Below are 15,553 nucleotides of genomic sequence, written 5' to 3' on the forward strand. Positions count from 1 at the left end.
ATCCGGCCTATCCTCCTCTACACGACGACCGCTGCGGCAGGGCGGTTCACCCACATCGGAGGAAACAAGCCGGCCATGACCACCTCGCTTTCTCAAGCGGCACCCATCGTTCAGATTGGCACGAGCGCGCCGGACTTCACCTTGCAGGCCACGCCGGATCAGAAAATCTCGCTCTCCGAATTGCGCGGCACGCCGGTCGTCATCGCGTTCTATCCGGCGGACTGGAGTCCAGTTTGCGGCGATGAACTCGGTCTCTTCAACGCCGCGCTATCGTCGATCCATCGGCTGCGTGCGCAGCTCGTCGGCATCTCCGTGGATAGCGCGTGGTCGCACGCGGCGTTCGCATCGCAACGCAAGCTGCACTTTCCGCTGCTCGCCGACTTCGAGCCGAAAGGCGAAGTGGCGCGACGCTACGGCGTGTATCGCGTGGCCGAAGGCGTCGCCGAGCGCGCGTTGTTCGTGCTCGATGCCAACGGCGTGGTGCGCTGGGCCTACGTTTCTCCGATCACCGTGAATCCGGGCGTCGATGGAATTCTCGACGCGCTCGAGCAATTGAACTCATCCACGAAACAGGACGCGCAATGAGCCATCTTTCTCCGCCGGTCGGCCCGCTCGATCACATTCAGGGCGACGCCGAAGCACCCGTGACGCTCGTCGAATACGGCGATTTCGAATGCCCCTATTGCGGCGCCGAGTACGGCGTAATCAAGGCCGTGCAGGCGGCCATGGGCGCGCAATTGCGGTTCGTCTTCCGGCATTTTCCGTTGACCGACATGCACGCGCATGCGCTTCATGCGGCCGAGTTCGCGGAAGCCGCGGCGAGCATCGGCAAGTTCTGGGAAGCGCACGATGTGCTGTATGAGCATCAGGCGTCGCTTGGCGATCGCGCGCTCGCGCAATACGCGGCGCAACTCGGCGTGCCCGCGCACGCGCTTTCGAATGCGTTCGATGGCGCCTTCGACGCGCGCATCCAGCAAGACTTCGATGGCGGCTTGCGAAGCGGCGTGAATGGCACGCCGACGTTGTTCATCAACGGGCATCGCTATGACGGCGAGCGCGATGCGGCGAGCTTGCTCGAAGCGTTGCGGGCGGTGCTCGATCGCGTGCAATAACCGAAGCACGAGCGCCTCAAGTCTTCCGGGGCGCTGCATTGCGTGAGTTCTCGTCAGCCAGCGGCTTGCGTTTCAACCCGCTGCATTCGTGCGCGGCGGCTAGTCCAACCGCCGCCGCAGCTCGTCGCCCGCTAGCGGCATGTCGCGCAGCCTCTTCCCCGTGGCGTCGAAGAGCGCGTTGCCGAGCGCGCCCGCGGTCGGTCCCATCGACGCTTCCGCTGCACCGAGAAACGGCGCGCCCGGTCTATCGATCAGATGCACGTTGACCGCGCGGGGCACGGCGGAAAATCGCAGGATCGGGTAACTGCTCCAGTCGAAGCTGCGGATGCGCTTCGTGTCGAACTGCAATTCCTCGTACAGCGTCCAGCTCGCCGACTGCAGCACGCCGCCCTCGATCTGATTGCGAATACCGTCGGGATTCACGATCTGCCCGGAATCCACCGCAACCTCGGCATGTTCCAGCACCACCTGACCGGTTTCGGGAACCACGGATACCTCGACCGCTATCGCCACATAAGCCATCAGATTCTTGTACTTGGCGAATGCGAAGCCGACGCCGTGATTGCGCTTGCGCGGCGCACGCGGCCAGCCGAACTTCTCCGCCGCAAGCGCGATGACATCGCGGGCGCGCGGGTCGTGCATATGCTTCAGCCGGAACGCGACGGGGTCCGCGTTCGCGGCGGCCGCCAGTTCGTCCATGAACATCTCGATGGTGAACACGTTCATATGCGCGCCGAGCGAACGCATGGCTGACGTATGCAGCGGCATCGTCGGCGAGAAGTTGTTCATCACGTGAAGATTGGGGAACGTGTAGAGCGGAATGGCGTTGCGGTCGCCGCCGCCTTCAGGCTGCACCATCGGCGTCGAAGGCGCGGGCGCGAACGGATGCTCCAGCATCTGCGCCGGAATCAACCGGCCCGCGTTCACGATCCGTTCGTTATGCGAGCTGCTCCAAAGCGCATAATTCCAGTCGACGATATTCCCGCCGGCGTCGAGCGACGCGCTCACTTCAGTGACCATCGCGGGCGTGTAGTGGTCCCACGTGTGCTCCTGTTCGCGCATCCATTGCACGCGCACGGGCTGGCCTTCCAGTTCCCGTGCGATGAGCGCGGCGTGCGCGGCGACATCGTCCGCGCCGTTGTGACCGTAGCAGCCCGATCCTTCGACATGGATGCAACGTACCTTTTCCTTCGGCATGGACAGCATCTCGGCGAGGCCGTCGCGTAACGGATACACGCCTTGCGAATGCGTCCATACAGTCATCGCGCCGTGCTCGAACATAGCGACGGCGCAGGATGGTCCGATCGAGCCGTGCATCATGTAACGGCGCGTGTAGCGAGCGTCGAGCGTCTTTGCCGGCGTGCCAGCCGCGCCGTGTGTATCGGCGATCTCGATATGCTGCGTCGAGATCGTCTTCAAATCGCGATGCACGGTGGCCGGATCGGGTAACGCACGCCCCGCGCTCCACTGGCTTTCCGCGGCGAGCGCGCGTTGCGCCTGCACCGCTTGCCATTCGCCTTTGGCCACCACGGCAAGCATGCTGCCGTTTCTGATGACCTTGATGACGCCCGGCATCTTCATGATGGCGGGCGTGTCGGTTTCCATGAGCCGCGCCTCGTACACGGGCGGCATCACCACGCGGGCGTGGACCATGCCGGGCATCGTCATGTCCTGAACATAGCTCACGCCGCCCGTGACCTTGCGCGGAATATCCACGCGCGGCAACGACGTGCCGATCATGTCGAAGCTCGCGGGATTCTTGAGCGGCGAGACCGCCGACGCCACGCGATGCAGATCGATCATGCCGACCGCTTCGCCATACGTCATGCTTCGTCCGTCTGGCGCTTCGATGACCGCATCGTGCGTGCGGAGCACATTCCTGGCGACGCCGAAATGACGAGCGGCCGCATCGACGAGAAGCCCGCGCACTTGTGCCGATGCGTTCAGCAACGCGCTGCCGCTATCGGCAATGGTGTGACTGCCCGCGGTGAGGCCTTCGTCCGGCGAGGCGCCCGTATCGGCGGTGAGGAAGTCGATGAGCGCGGGCGCCATGTCCAGTTCCTCCGCGGCGATCTGCAGGAGCGCGGTTCGTACGCCCGTGCCTAGCTCGACCTTGCCGGTGTAGACGGTGACCTTGCCCGTACGATCGATCTTGATCCACGAATCGAGATACGGATTGGTCTTAAGGCTGCCCGCGAGCGCCTGCGTCGCCCGGCCGATGTGCACTTCGGCGCCTTCGTCGGCGATCACTTCCTGAGCCATGGCGCTCACGCCGGGAAGCATGCTGAAGCTCACGACGAGCGCGCCGGACATGAGAAAGCGCCGCCGTTTCTCGTCGATCCTGTCTTCCGCGACGCTCATTGCGCGCCTCCGTTCGGTGCGCTCAGATGCGCGACTTCGCGGATCGCGGCGAGAATCCGCATGTGCGTGCCGCACCGGCAAAGGTTCGGCTCCATGTGTTCGAGCAGTTCGCTCTCGGTCGGATGCGGATTGCGGTCGATGAGCGCCTGCGCGCGCATGATCATGCCGGCGATGCAGTAGCCGCACTGCGCGGCCTGATGATCGATGAACGCTTTTTGCAGCGCGCCGGGATGCTGGATCGTGCCGAGACTCTCGATGGTCCGCACAGGCCGCTTGCCGATGGCCGCGACAGGAATCAGGCATGAGAACACGGCTTCGCCATCCACGATCACGGTGCAAGCGCCGCATTGCCCGAGGCCGCAGCCGAACTTCGCGCCATGTAGTTGCAGGTTCTCGCGCAGGGCATAGAGCAGCGGTGTCGAAGGATCGATGTCGAGCGCGTGCTGCGCGCCGTTGACGGTGAGGTTGATCATCGCGCGTGATTCTCCTTTCTGATGCTGGCCGCCATGGCGTCGATGCCGGTCCACGGATCGCGTTGCGAGTACGTCGCCCGAATGTAGGACGCGAGATCGGCGATCTGCCGGTCGTCGTAAATCTGGCCGAAGCCGGGCATGTAGTTCGTGCTGTCTTCGCCATGCCAGCCGTTGCCGCTCAACATCATCTGGATTGCGTTGCGCGGCGTCGCGGCATTGGCGGCGCTGCTGAACGCGAGCGTGGGGCGCTCGCCGATAGACTGCATCGGCGCGGCCGGGCCGTGGCATTGCGCGCACGATGCGGCGAAGAGCGTCGCGCCACGTCGTATCGCGGGCGATGTGTCTTCCGGCGCGACGCCAATGGCGATGGCGAGCCGCGCTTTCTGTATCGACATGAGATACGCGGCGATTGCCTGCACGTCTTCTTCGGGCACGGTTGCGAGATCGCGCGTGACGGGCAGCATGGGGCCGGCGGCCGCGCCGTGTTCGCTCGCGCGACCGGTACGCAGATACGTCACGAGTTGCTCGCGCGTCCACGGCTTCGGTGCTGCATACAGTGCGTTGAGCGCGGGCGCCTCCCAGCCGTCGACGATGCCGCCATCGAACGCATGGCCGGCCTTTTCTCCGCCGATCGGATTGAGCGGCGAATGACACGATGCACAGTGACCGAGGCCATCTACGAGCAGCTTGCCGCGATTCCATTCGGCGTCTTTGGATGCATCCGGATGCTCCGGACCCGGCCGTAAAAAGAGCACGTTCCAGAAGGCGAGCAAGGGCCGGAAGTTCAACGGAAAGATGAGCCGATTGGCGGGCGCGCTTGCTTTCACGGGTTCGCGCGTCATCAGGTAGGCATAGGCTGCCGCGATATCGCTGTCAGGCATACGCGTGAAGTGGATATACGGAAACGCGGGATACAGCAGGTGCCCGTCGCGCGCGATTCCATGGCGCAACGCGCGCGTGAAGGCTTCGAGCGACCAGTCGCCGATGCCTGTCGCAACGTCCGGCGTGATGTTGGTCGCGTAGATCGTGCCGAAGGGCGTGGCGAGCGGCAGGCCGCCCGCGAACGGCTTGCCGCCCTTGGCCGTGTGACACACGATGCAGTCGCCCAACGCGACGACGCGCGCGCCCGCGAGCCGCGTGTTTGCGTCGAACGACGCCGGCGCGGGTGGCGTGACCGGTGCGATGGCCGGTTGCCACATCAGCCATGCGGCGATCATCAGCGCGGCGGCGACCACCACGCTTACGCCCGCCAGCAATCGGGACTTGCGAGTCATTCACGCACCTTTGGAAGTGGTCATGCAACTACCGGTCAAAGTATCGACCGCCCGCGAAAATGTCCTGAAGCGGCGCTGAAATCTTGTTAAGGCAAACGAGCTTTCATTAAGCGTGACGAGCCGCATGTCCCCGTCCGATGGCGAGATAGTGCGTGAGCGCGATCAACGGAAACGCCGTTGCCACCGTTGCCACCAGCGGCCAGCCGCCATGCTCGTAAAGCGGACTCGCCAGCGCCGATCCGACCGCGCCGCCCACGAAGATGCTCGTCATGTAAAGCGCGTTGAGACGATTGCGGCTCGCCGCGTGCAGCGCATAGATCTCGCGCTGGCCGAGCACCATGTTCATCTGCACGCCGAAGTCGAGCACGATGCCTGTCGCCACCAATCCGATCACGCCCCATGCCGGATGAATCAACGCCGGCGCGTATGCCAGCGCGCCCACCACCAGCGCGATGAGCGTCGCGCGCACCGTGTGGCCCGCATCCGCGAGCCGTCCCGCTACCGGTGCCGACGTCGCGCCTATAGCGCCGACCAGCGCGAAGATGCCGATCTGCGTTTGCGACAGTCCGAAGTGACGCGTCAACTCGACGGGAATCGCGGTCCAGAAAAGGCTGAACGAAGCGAACATGAGCGCCTGATAAAACGAACGATGCCGCAAGACGGGCATCGTGCGAATCAAGTGTCCAAGCGAGCCGATGAGTTCGAAATACGTGGCCTTGTGATCCGGCTGGCGACGCGGAATGGTCAACGCGAGCACGCTCGTGACGACCGCCATCAACACGGCCGCGCAGCCGAATACCGCGCGCCAGCCGAAGTGACCGGCGACCACGCTCGATATGGGGCGCGACAGCAAAATGCCGAGCAAGAGTCCGCTCATGATGGTGCCGACCACCTTGCCGCGCGACTCGTCGGGCGCAAGATGCGCGGCAAGCGGAATCAGAATCTGCACGGCAACCGAACTGAAGCCGACCAGGAGCGAGACGCCGAGAAACAAGCCCGCCTGATGCGTGAACGCCGCGGCGGCAAGGCTCGCGATCGACACCAGCGCGGTGATAATCATCAACTTGCGGTTTTCCAGCAGATCGCCGAGCGGTACGAGAAAGAACAGGCCGATTGCATAGCCGATCTGCGTGAGCGACACGATCATGCTCGCCGCGCCGCCCGACATATGGATGTCCGGTGCAATTAGCTCGGTGATCGGCTGCGCATAGTAAAGATTCGCGACGATAGCGCCGCAACAGAACGCGAACAACGCAATGAGGCCGCGTGTCAGCTTGACGGGGTTGCTACTGCCCGTCGTGGTGGATGCCTGGGTCGACATGACGACTCCTCGAATCAAAAAGAAGAAAGCGGCGCGCTCAATGCCCGACCTTCATCAGGCGGTTGCCGAGCGAAATTCCTAGATCGGTCATGCGCCGGCCGAGTTGCAATTGCTGATGCTCCCAGCGTCGCAAAGCGGTATCGATGGTCTCGCCGCCATCCGCCGCCGCCGACAACGCCAGCGCCAGCGCATGTGCGTTGGCCGCCGCCTTGGCGGTGCTGCCCGCCGTATGCGGCCGTGGCACGGATGCCGCATCGCCCAGCAGCAGCGCACGTCCGAACACCATTTGCGGCGAGCGCAGATCGACGATCGGCTGCATGAACGGATCGTCCGTGGATTCGACGAGTGCGCGGAAAGTCGGGCCAAGCATGGTCCGCGCTTCGTCGCGCAACTGAACGATGTCGGCGTTCTTGGTCAAACCCGGCGGCAGCGAAAACGCGCGCTTCTCGCCATGACGATCGACGAGCAGTTCACCGAGCCGTTCGGCGCCGTACTTGCGATACCAGACCCAGTTCCAGCGACGCTCGCCGGGCACGGTCGAATCGTCATCGCCGGGAATGAGGTATGAAAGTCCCGAGTGCCCGTCGCCGTCCTGAAACGCGAAGCGGTCGCGCAGCATGTTCGCGGCGAAAATCGGCAGGTCGGGTTCCTCGACAAGTCCGCGCCACGCCACGTAACCTGCATAGACCGGCACGATCTCGGGCAAGAGCCGCCGCCTGAGTGTCGAGCGGATACCGTCCGCGCCGATCAGCAGATCGGCCTCGACGCTGCGGCCGCTTTCGAAGCGCGCGACGACGCGCTCGCCGTCCTGATCGAAATCGACGAAGGTCTCGCCCGCATGAAGCGCCTGCACGGGCAAGGCGTTTTTCATCGCGCGATAGAGCAGGCTCCACGACGTCTGCATCTGCGGCATGAGGAACTGTTCGAGCACGCGGTCTTCGCGATCCAGATAGATGCGATCGCCCGAATTCACGCCCGGCGGATTCGGCACCGCGACGCCCGCAAATGCGAGCGCTTCCAGCACATCCGGCTGCAACACGACTCCGCCACCCCGGCTTTCGATTTGGTTCGGCGAAGTTTCGAAAACATCGGCATGCCAGCCTGCCGCGCGCAGGGCGTTGGCCGTGAGCAAGCCGCCAAGCGATCCGCCGATGACGACGGCACGCGGTTTATCGAACGCGTTCATGCTGCTTTCCTTTGCGCCGCTAAACGCCGCGCGGTGATGAACCCTTCTGGAGCCGATGCACGCAGCTTATGCGTTGCGTCGCGATTGTTGAATATGGATAGAATGCAAGTTCGCGTTGCGTCGGGCGCAACGAAATGTGGATTGAGGGCGAACATGGACAAGCTCCTCGCGGTCAGGACGCTGCTGGAAGTCGCGGACGCTGGCGGCTTCTCGAAGGCAGCGCAACGTCTGGGCGTAGCCACGTCATCGGTCACGCGTCTCATGGATTCGCTCGAAGACTCGCTCGGCGCCGCGCTGCTCACGCGCACGCCGCGCAAAGTCAGCCTCACGGATGCCGGAATCGCGTATGTCGAGCAGGTTTCGAAAGTGCTCGACGACCTCGCCGAAGCCGACGAAAGCGTATTCGACAGCGGCGCGGCGCCCGTGGGCACGCTCAGGATCTCGGCGCCATCCACGTACAGCCGCCTGTGCCTCGCGCCGCATCTTGCGACGTTTCTCGCGGAGCATCCGCGCGTGTTTCTCGATGTCGTCATCGCCGATCACTTCACGGACCTCGCGCTCGATCGAATCGATGTTGCGATCCGCATCGGCCGCGCCGACCGCGACGCCAATCTCATCGTCAAAAAGCTCGCGGACAATCCGCGCCATGTCGTGGCAAGCCACGCGTATCTCGCCCGCAACGGCACGCCGCAGACACCGCAGGACCTCGACGCGCACGAGTGCCTGCGCTTCGCGTACGGCGGCGGCTATCGCACGCGCCAGGTCTGGACCTTCCGGCGCGATGGCGACGAACAGCGTGTCGATGTGCGCGGTCATCTGCTGTCGAATAATCTCGACATCCTTCTCGAAGGCGTCGTGTCCGGACGAGGCATTGCGTTGCTGCCCGAATGGCAAGTCGCGCCCGACATTCGCACGGGCCGCGTGGTGCGTCTCTTCGAACAGTTCGACGCCAGTCCTCACTCGGGCGATGCCGTGGTCTACGCCGCGTATCTGTCCAATCGCCGGCAATCCAGCAAGGTGCGCGCGCTCGTGCAGTTTCTCGAAACGCGTCTGCGCGCTTCGGGCGAAGACCGAGGCTCTTGAACTGAGTGCAGTGTAGGAACGCCGCGCGGCTAAAGTCCTGCAAAAAACGTGAAATGTTCTGAGGCGGCGCGTGGGCGCGGGAAAGACGCTTGAACGACATGCTTCGCCGCGCATCGGATTAAGAAGTTTTAAGGACCGTCGCGCTTAGTTGGCGCTTAGTTGGCGCGTGGTTCGGGCGTGGTGCGTTGAGACTGCCTGGCATCTCGCGTATTCACCCTCGTTCACGGTTCTTGGCGCCAATCCGCCTCGCAGCGCTTAAGGCTTTTTTAGAACCCGCCAAAGCCTTTAAAGATTCGTTTCGCTACCCTCTGACAAAGAACGCGGACTGCGAACGGTCCTCGACGTCATGCGAATGCAGCGCGTCGTGACGGACCGCTCGCCATGTCTCGACACACAGGAGCGGGCATGAAGCTGACGATTGCAGGCGTGGCGATTCCCGATACCGCGATGGCTCAGGCCGCCACGAATCTGATCAGCGCCACGCAATCCGTCCTGATGTTTCATCACGCGCTTCGCTCGTTCCTGTTCGGCGCACTGACCGGCCACCGCGAGAACAGGCCCTTCGATGCCGAACTGCTCTACCTCGGCGCGCTGTTTCACGATGTCGGACTGAACACGCGCTTCCAGCACTCGCCGAACCGTTTCGAAGTGGACAGCGCCGATGCCGCGCGCGACTTCATGCGTCAGCACGGCGTGGCCGAGCGTCAGATCGAAGAGGTGTGGCTCGGCATCGCGTTGCATACGACGCCCGGCATTCCGGAACATCTTTCGACGCTGGTCGCGCTCATCGCCGCCGGCGTGCAGATGGACGTGACGGGCGCGCGTTACGACCAGTTCAGCGAGCCTGAGCGCGATGAGATCGTGCAGGCGTATCCGCGGGAAACCGGCTTCAAGAAGAAGTTGATCGAAGCGTATGCGCGCGGCATGGAGCATCGGCCGGATACGACCTTCGGCACGGTGAACGCCGACGTGCTCGATCGCTGGGACCCGAATTACCGGCGACTGAATTTCTGCGGGCTGGTGTTGGGATCGGACTGGCCGAACTGAAATCGAAGGCTATTGCACATGGCCGAAGGAGAGATGAATTGAGCACCGAGGCATTCATCGACGGGACGCGCAAGGCGTCGTTTGGCTCCGGCATCGCCGTGCATTTCGATCAGCTCTGGTTCGATCAGCTCGTACTCGAAGCGCTGCTCGTGGATGGCGAGATCGTGCGGCATCGCGCGAGAACGCAAGACGGCGCGCGGTCCTGGCTCGTCGCGGCGCCTGCCGGTCCTTCTTCCGATGCCGTGTTGCGGCGTCTCGGGCAAGAGTTTGCGCCGGCCGGGAAGCTCGATTCCGCGTGGGCCGTGCGGCCGCTCGCGCTCTTGAGGCTCGAACGCGGGCCGGTGCTCGTCTATGAAGACCAGGGTGGCGCGCCGATTCTTCCACGCGCCGATGGCACGATTGCACTCGGCCGCTTTCTGCGCATTGCCGTGGGCGCGGCGCAGTCGCTCGCGCTCGCGCACGAACGCGGCGTTCTGCACGGCGACATCAAGCCTTCGAACCTGCTGGAAGGCGCCGATGGCACGGTGCGCTTGCTCGGCTTTCGCGCTTCGACGAGCGAAGCTGCAGAGTCTATCGACCACGCCGATACCTTGAGCGGCACGCTGGCGTATATGTCGCCGGAGCAGGCGAGACGCGCGGAAGAACAGGCCGACGAGCGCAGCGATCTCTATTCTCTCGGCGTGACCCTGTACGAGCTATTGACCGGCCACTTGCCGTTCGAAGCGGCGGATGCGGTTGAATGGATCTTCAATCACGTCGCGCGGCAGCCCGCCGATCCGCGCCGCTACCGCGCGTCATTGCCCGATGTGCTGGGTTCAATCGTACTCAAGTTGCTTGCCAAGAGTCCTGCGGAACGCTATCAAAGTGCGTCGAGTCTCGAAGCCGATCTGCGGCACTGTCTTGCCGACTGGAACGAGATGCAGCATATCGTCCCGTTCGAACCGGCCGCGAAAGACAACGTCAAGAATCTCGCCTTTACGCATCGTCTGTTCGGACGTGTGCATGAATATCAGGCGCTGCGGGACGCCTTCGATCGTAACGCGCGACAGGGCGCCGCCGAACTCATCCTCGTGTCCGGCTATTCGGGCGCGGGCAAGTCGGAACTCGTGCGCAGCGTGCATCGCGCGACCGCGCAGAGTGCCGCGCTCTTCGCCTCCGGCAAGCTCGAACAGTACGGTCAGAACGCGCCTTATGCGCCGTTGATGCAGGCCATCCGTTCGCTCTTTCAGCGCATTCTCGGTGAGAGCGACAGCGAACTCGACCGCTGGCGCGCCGTGCTTTGCGAGGCGGTCGGTTTGCAGGGGAAACTCATCGTGAACTTCATTCCCGAGCTGGAACTCGTGCTCGGCGAGCCGCCCGACGTAGCGGAGTTGCCGCCCGTGGAAGCGCAGTTGCGCTTTCAGGCGCTGATCTCGCGGCTTTTGTCCGTGTTCGCGACAGAAGCGCATCCGCTGATTCTCTTCTTCGACGACGTTCACTGGTTCGACGAGGCCACGCTGAACTTCATCGCCGCTTTCGTGGCGCATGCCGATATGCGTCATGTGCTCCTGATCTGCGCGTATCGCGATAACGAAGTGGATCGCTCGCCACGGTTCAAGGCGTTCCTCGATTCGTTGCCCGATGCCGGCGCGCGCGTGAGTTCGCTGGCTGTCGGGCCGCTCGATCCGGCGAATGTCGTGGCCTTGCTCGCCGACGCACTTCATTCCGATGCCGCGCATGTCTTTCCGCTCGCGGCGGTGGTGCACGAAAAAACCGGCGGCAACCCGTTCTTCATCAAGCAACTGCTGCTCGTGCTGGCGGAACATCGGATGATCGTCTACGACGGCGAGGCGCGTCGCTGGACGTGGGACCTGGAACGTATCGGCGAGTACGAATCGTCGGATAACGTCGTCGATCTGATGGTGACGCGGCTTTCGCGCCTGCCGCCAGCGGCGCAGGCGGTGCTCAGGCTGCTCGCGTTCATGGGACGACGGCTCGACCGTTCGACACTCATGCTGATCGATCCCGGCGATGGCGTCGAGTCGGCGCGGCGTCTGCAACCCGCGCTCGAAGCAGGGCTCGTCGTATCCGACCGCACGGGCTTCGCCTTCGCTCACGACCGCGTGCAAGAGGCGGCGTATGCGTTGACGCCCGAGCACGAGCGCGGTGTCGAACACGCCCGCATCGCGCGCATTTTGCTGCGAGACTTCAATGCGCGGACGCTGCAATCGGCGTTCGACGTGGCGCACCATATCGAACGCGCTCAGGCGGCGGGCGCGCTTCTCGAACTCGATGCAGACGAGACCGACGTGTTCGCCACGGTCTGTTTGCAAGCGGCGCGTCAGGCGAAAGAAGCGATCGCTATCCGTTCCGCGCTGAATTATCTGGACGTCGTGCAGGCGCTGCTGCACGCGAACGGCGCGGCGCAGGCCCACGCCGCAACCTATGAAATGGGCGTGTTGCGCGTGCAGTGTCACATCCTGAACGCCGATTTCGACGCTGCCGGTAAAGAGATCGCCACGCTCTTGCGCGAGGACCTGTCTGTCGTCGCGCGCGCGTCGGTCTACAAGCTCAAGGTCGACATGCAGCAGCATCTGTCGGACTATGAAGCCGCCGTCGAAACCGCGCTCGAAGGCGTTCGGCTGTTCGGCACGGTTCTGCCGCGCTTTCCGCAAGCCGCCGATGTCGAAGCCGCGTATGGCAAGCTCAACGCGTCGCTTGCATCGCGAAGCATCGCCTCGCTCGCGAACCTGCCGACGTTGCGCGACGAGAAGATCGAGTCCGAGATGAACCTGCTCGCGAGCGTCTACGCGCCCGCATCGTTCGTCGATGAACGGCTCGGTTTTCTGCATCTGTGCCACATGGTGCAGATGACCATCGACCACGGCATCACGGCAGCATCGGCGCACTGTCTGTCGTGGTTCGGCGTTTATGTCGCCGAGTTCTTCGGGCGCTACGAGGAAGGCTTCGAGTTCTCGCGGCTGGCGCGCACGCTGGTCGAATCGCGCGGCTTCAACACGGTCGCCACGAGCACGCTGGTGGCGCTCGATACGGTCGCCGTCTGGACCCAGCCGCTGCCCTACGTGCTGGCCTGCGCGCGCGATGCGTTCGAATCCGCCAGGCCGAGCGGCGACCTCACGATGAGTTGTTACGCATGCAATCACATCGTCTCCGATCTGCTGACGATGGGCGCACCGCTCGAACAGGTCGATCGCGAAATCGACCTGGGTTTGTCGTTCGCGCGACGCGTGAGATTCCGGGATGTCGAGGACATCCTGGAACTGCAAAAGCGATACGTACACAGCCTGACGGGCGGGCCGGGACTGCCGGGCAATTTCGGCTCGGTGGTGGACGGACGCATGACCTTCGACGCCGATCTGCTCGACACGCAGATGACGACGCTGCGTTTCTGGATCTGGCTGCTAAAGGGCATGTCCTGCTACTTTCATGGCGATTACCGCAACGCGTCGTATTGCCTCGCTGAAGCCGGCGAGCTGACGTGGGCGACGCCCGCGCACGTGCATCAACTGGACTATCACTTCTATTCGGCGCTCAATCTCGCGCAAATGTACGAAGCGGACGAAGCCATTGCGCGCATCGAACCGCATCTCGCGAAGCTTACGGTCTGGGCGAAACTCAATCCGGCGACGTTTCTCGACAAGCTGTTGCTGGTCGAAGCCGAAATCGCTCGTCTGCTCGCCAAGCCGCTCGAAGCGCTGGCGCGTTATGAGGAAGCGGCAGCCGCAGCGTCCGAAAGCGGCTTCAGTCATATCGATGCACTCGCGCATCGGCTGGCGTGCGCGTGCTGCGAAGCGAACGGGCTCTTTACGGCCGCGCGGGAACATCGGCGGCGCGCGATCGACGGTTATGCGCGCTGGGGCGCGCATGCGCTCGTCGGCCGACTCGAACGCGATGCGGGTTCGGCACGCGCGACGGCCGTGCGTCAAGCGCTGCCCGAGGTTCCGGTGGCGTCCCGTCCATCGGTCGAAATCGAGGATGCGCAGCATCGCTTCGATTTGCTGTCGGCGCTGAAGTCGTCGCAAGCGCTCTCCGAGGAGATCGTGCTCGACAAGCTGATCCGCACGCTCGTCACGCTCGCTATCGTTCACGCCGGCGCGCGCAGCGGCATCCTGATTCTCATGCAAGGCAACGTGCCCGTGGCCGAAGCGCGCGGACAGGAGACGCCCGAGGGCGTACAGGTTCAGCTGGCCGGCGAAGCGCCCGTGCGCGAGGATTTGCCCGCTTCGGTCCTGTACACGGCGCTGCGCACGCGTAAGCCCGTGGTGGTGGAAGACGCGCAGCACGATCCGCGATTTTCCTTCGATGCAGCCTTGTCCAGCAGGCCGGTTCGTTCCGTATGCTGTCTGCCGCTCGTGAAGCAAGGGCATGCCGTCGGCGCGCTTTACCTGGAAAACGATCTGACGACGGGCGTGTTCACGGAGAGCCGCACCTCGGTGCTCGAATTGCTCGCGTCGCAGGCGGCCATATCGCTCGAAACGGCGCGTCTTTATGCCGAGTTGCTCGAAGAAAACAAGCGTCGCAAGGAAACGGAAGCGGCCTTGCGCATGAGCGAGGAAGCGCTCGCGCTCGGGCAGCGGATAGGCCGCTCGGGAAGCTATATCTGGAACACGCTGACGGGCGAGCGCTATTGGTCGAAAGAACTCTACAACGTGTTTTGCTTGCCAATAGAAGCGAGCGGTCCCGCGACACGCGCGATCATGGAGCGCATTCATCCCGAGGACGTCGCGTTTTATCGGGAGATGGTCGAGCGTGCCGCGCACAAGCGCGTGCCCTTCCGGCAGAAGTTTCGCGTGGTCGCGCCGGACGGCGCCATCAAGCATCTCGAAGTGCTGGGCGAACCGTCCGGCGTGAGCAGCTTCGTCGGCGTGGTCACCGACCTGACCGAAAGGCACATGACCGAACTCGCCTTGCAGAACGCGAAGAGCGAACTGGCGAAGGCATCGCGCGCATCGACGATGGGCGAACTCGCCGCTTCGATCGCGCACGAGATCAATCAGCCGCTGGCTTCCATCGTGTCGAACGCGAGTGCGTCCGTGCGCTGGCTCAACCGGCCCGAGCCGGATCTGGCCGAGGCATCGAGCGGCCTGCGCGAGATCGTCAAGGACGGCAAGCGGGCGGGCGATATCATCCGCGCATTGCAGACGCTTGCGAAGGAAACCAAGCCTATTTTCGCGCCGGTCTATATCGATTACGTCGTGCGCGAAGTGTTCGAACTGGCGGCGGCGGAAATAGAACAACGCGGTGTCTTCGTGCGGCTCGATCTGGCTGCGCGTTGTTCGGTAACGGCTGATCGCGTGCAACTGCAACAGGTGCTGTTCAATCTCGTCATGAACGCCGCCGATGCCATGAGCCATCTCGATGCGCGTCAGCGCCTGCTCGCCGTCACGTCCTGCATCGACGACAGGGGCACCGTGATCGTGTCCGTGCAGGACAACGGCGATGGCATTCGCGAAGACATTGCCGAGCGCATCTTCGACGCGTTCTTCACCACGAAGGACACCGGCATGGGCATGGGGCTCGCCATTTGCAGGTCGATCATCGAGGCGCATGGCGGGACGCTCACCGCGGGACCGGCGTATCCGCGTGGGACGGCGTTCGTCTTCACGCTGTCGGCGGTCGCTTGAAGTCGTTGCGTGAAGCTATCGTGCAAATCCACAAAAGCCGGGCGATAACCAAGCGTGCCGTGCCACGAATCG

General features: G+C 63.6%; 11 protein-coding genes. 5 read left to right on the top strand and 6 right to left on the bottom strand.

The window, feature by feature from the left end:
• Positions 1 to 75 precede the first annotated feature (75 nt).
• Positions 76 to 585: a redoxin domain-containing protein gene (locus NCT03_RS22310; RefSeq protein WP_250493952.1), complete on the top strand. Its 510-nt coding sequence runs from the start codon at positions 76 to 78 to the stop codon at positions 583 to 585.
• The gene (locus NCT03_RS22315) at positions 582 to 1,112 is read left to right on the top strand and encodes a DsbA family protein (RefSeq protein ID WP_244831229.1); all 531 of its coding nucleotides are present in this window, start codon (positions 582 to 584) and stop codon (positions 1,110 to 1,112) included. The genes NCT03_RS22310 and NCT03_RS22315 overlap by 4 nt, the downstream gene beginning before the upstream one ends.
• Before the next feature lie 99 nt (positions 1,113 to 1,211).
• Here NCT03_RS22315 and NCT03_RS22320 read toward each other — a convergent pair whose 3' ends face one another.
• The 6 genes from NCT03_RS22320 to NCT03_RS22345 all read right to left on the bottom strand — a co-directional run bounded on the left by NCT03_RS22320 (position 1,212) and on the right by NCT03_RS22345 (position 7,882).
• Positions 1,212 to 3,473, bottom strand: coding sequence for a xanthine dehydrogenase family protein molybdopterin-binding subunit (locus NCT03_RS22320; protein WP_250493953.1), 2,262 nt, complete (start codon positions 3,471 to 3,473; stop codon positions 1,212 to 1,214).
• Positions 3,470 to 3,946: a (2Fe-2S)-binding protein gene (locus tag NCT03_RS22325; RefSeq protein WP_244831231.1), complete on the bottom strand. Its 477-nt coding sequence runs from the start codon at positions 3,944 to 3,946 to the stop codon at positions 3,470 to 3,472. Before NCT03_RS22325 ends, NCT03_RS22320 begins: the two co-directional genes overlap by 4 nt.
• Positions 3,943 to 5,220 (bottom strand): c-type cytochrome, encoded by a 1,278-nt coding sequence (locus NCT03_RS22330; protein WP_250493954.1) that lies wholly within the window; start codon positions 5,218 to 5,220, stop codon positions 3,943 to 3,945. Before NCT03_RS22330 ends, NCT03_RS22325 begins: the two co-directional genes overlap by 4 nt.
• Before the next feature lie 106 nt (positions 5,221 to 5,326).
• A complete protein-coding gene (locus NCT03_RS22335) occupies positions 5,327 to 6,541 on the bottom strand; it encodes an MFS transporter (RefSeq protein WP_250493955.1) in 1,215 nt (404 codons plus the stop codon).
• 37 nt (positions 6,542 to 6,578) lie between these two features.
• Entirely contained in the window at positions 6,579 to 7,727 is a 1,149-nt protein-coding gene (locus NCT03_RS22340) for an FAD binding domain-containing protein (protein ID WP_250493956.1), read from the bottom strand.
• Entirely contained in the window at positions 7,724 to 7,882 is a 159-nt protein-coding gene (locus NCT03_RS22345; RefSeq protein WP_250467912.1) for a hypothetical protein, read from the bottom strand. Before NCT03_RS22345 ends, NCT03_RS22340 begins: the two co-directional genes overlap by 4 nt.
• Here NCT03_RS22345 and NCT03_RS22350 point away from each other — a divergent pair.
• From NCT03_RS22350 to NCT03_RS22360, 3 genes are all read left to right on the top strand, one after another.
• Positions 7,881 to 8,810 (top strand): LysR family transcriptional regulator, encoded by a 930-nt coding sequence (locus NCT03_RS22350; RefSeq protein ID WP_250493957.1) that lies wholly within the window; start codon positions 7,881 to 7,883, stop codon positions 8,808 to 8,810. The two genes, NCT03_RS22345 and NCT03_RS22350, sit on opposite strands and share 2 nt — an antisense overlap.
• Before the next feature lie 405 nt (positions 8,811 to 9,215).
• A complete protein-coding gene (locus NCT03_RS22355; RefSeq protein ID WP_244831936.1) occupies positions 9,216 to 9,857 on the top strand; it encodes an HD domain-containing protein in 642 nt (213 codons plus the stop codon).
• A 38-nt stretch (positions 9,858 to 9,895) separates the two neighbouring features.
• Positions 9,896 to 15,481 carry an AAA family ATPase gene (locus tag NCT03_RS22360; RefSeq protein WP_250493958.1) on the top strand — a complete coding sequence of 1,862 codons (5,586 nt, stop codon included), beginning with the start codon at positions 9,896 to 9,898 and terminating at the stop codon, positions 15,479 to 15,481.
• The last annotated feature ends 72 nt before the right edge of the window (positions 15,482 to 15,553 follow it).

The sequence above is a fragment of the Caballeronia sp. GAWG1-1 genome (assembly GCF_023631465.1).
In the GTDB taxonomy this organism is placed as follows: Bacteria; Pseudomonadota; Gammaproteobacteria; order Burkholderiales; family Burkholderiaceae; genus Caballeronia.

What these genes read in the sequence shown, in the direction of transcription:
- NCT03_RS22320 (WP_250493953.1), bottom strand. Translation starts at nt 3,473, where the DNA reads ATGAGCGTCGCGGAAGACAGGATCGACGAGAAACGGCGGCGCTTTCTC.
- NCT03_RS22330 (WP_250493954.1), bottom strand. Translation starts at nt 5,220, where the DNA reads ATGACTCGCAAGTCCCGATTGCTGGCGGGCGTAAGCGTGGTGGTCGCC.
- NCT03_RS22325 (WP_244831231.1), bottom strand. Translation starts at nt 3,946, where the DNA reads ATGATCAACCTCACCGTCAACGGCGCGCAGCACGCGCTCGACATCGAT.
- NCT03_RS22310 (WP_250493952.1), top strand. Translation starts at nt 76, where the DNA reads ATGACCACCTCGCTTTCTCAAGCGGCACCCATCGTTCAGATTGGCACG.
- NCT03_RS22335 (WP_250493955.1), bottom strand. Translation starts at nt 6,541, where the DNA reads ATGTCGACCCAGGCATCCACCACGACGGGCAGTAGCAACCCCGTCAAG.
- NCT03_RS22340 (WP_250493956.1), bottom strand. Translation starts at nt 7,727, where the DNA reads ATGAACGCGTTCGATAAACCGCGTGCCGTCGTCATCGGCGGATCGCTT.
- NCT03_RS22345 (WP_250467912.1), bottom strand. Translation starts at nt 7,882, where the DNA reads ATGTTCGCCCTCAATCCACATTTCGTTGCGCCCGACGCAACGCGAACT.
- NCT03_RS22350 (WP_250493957.1), top strand. Translation starts at nt 7,881, where the DNA reads ATGGACAAGCTCCTCGCGGTCAGGACGCTGCTGGAAGTCGCGGACGCT.
- NCT03_RS22355 (WP_244831936.1), top strand. Translation starts at nt 9,216, where the DNA reads ATGAAGCTGACGATTGCAGGCGTGGCGATTCCCGATACCGCGATGGCT.
- NCT03_RS22315 (WP_244831229.1), top strand. Translation starts at nt 582, where the DNA reads ATGAGCCATCTTTCTCCGCCGGTCGGCCCGCTCGATCACATTCAGGGC.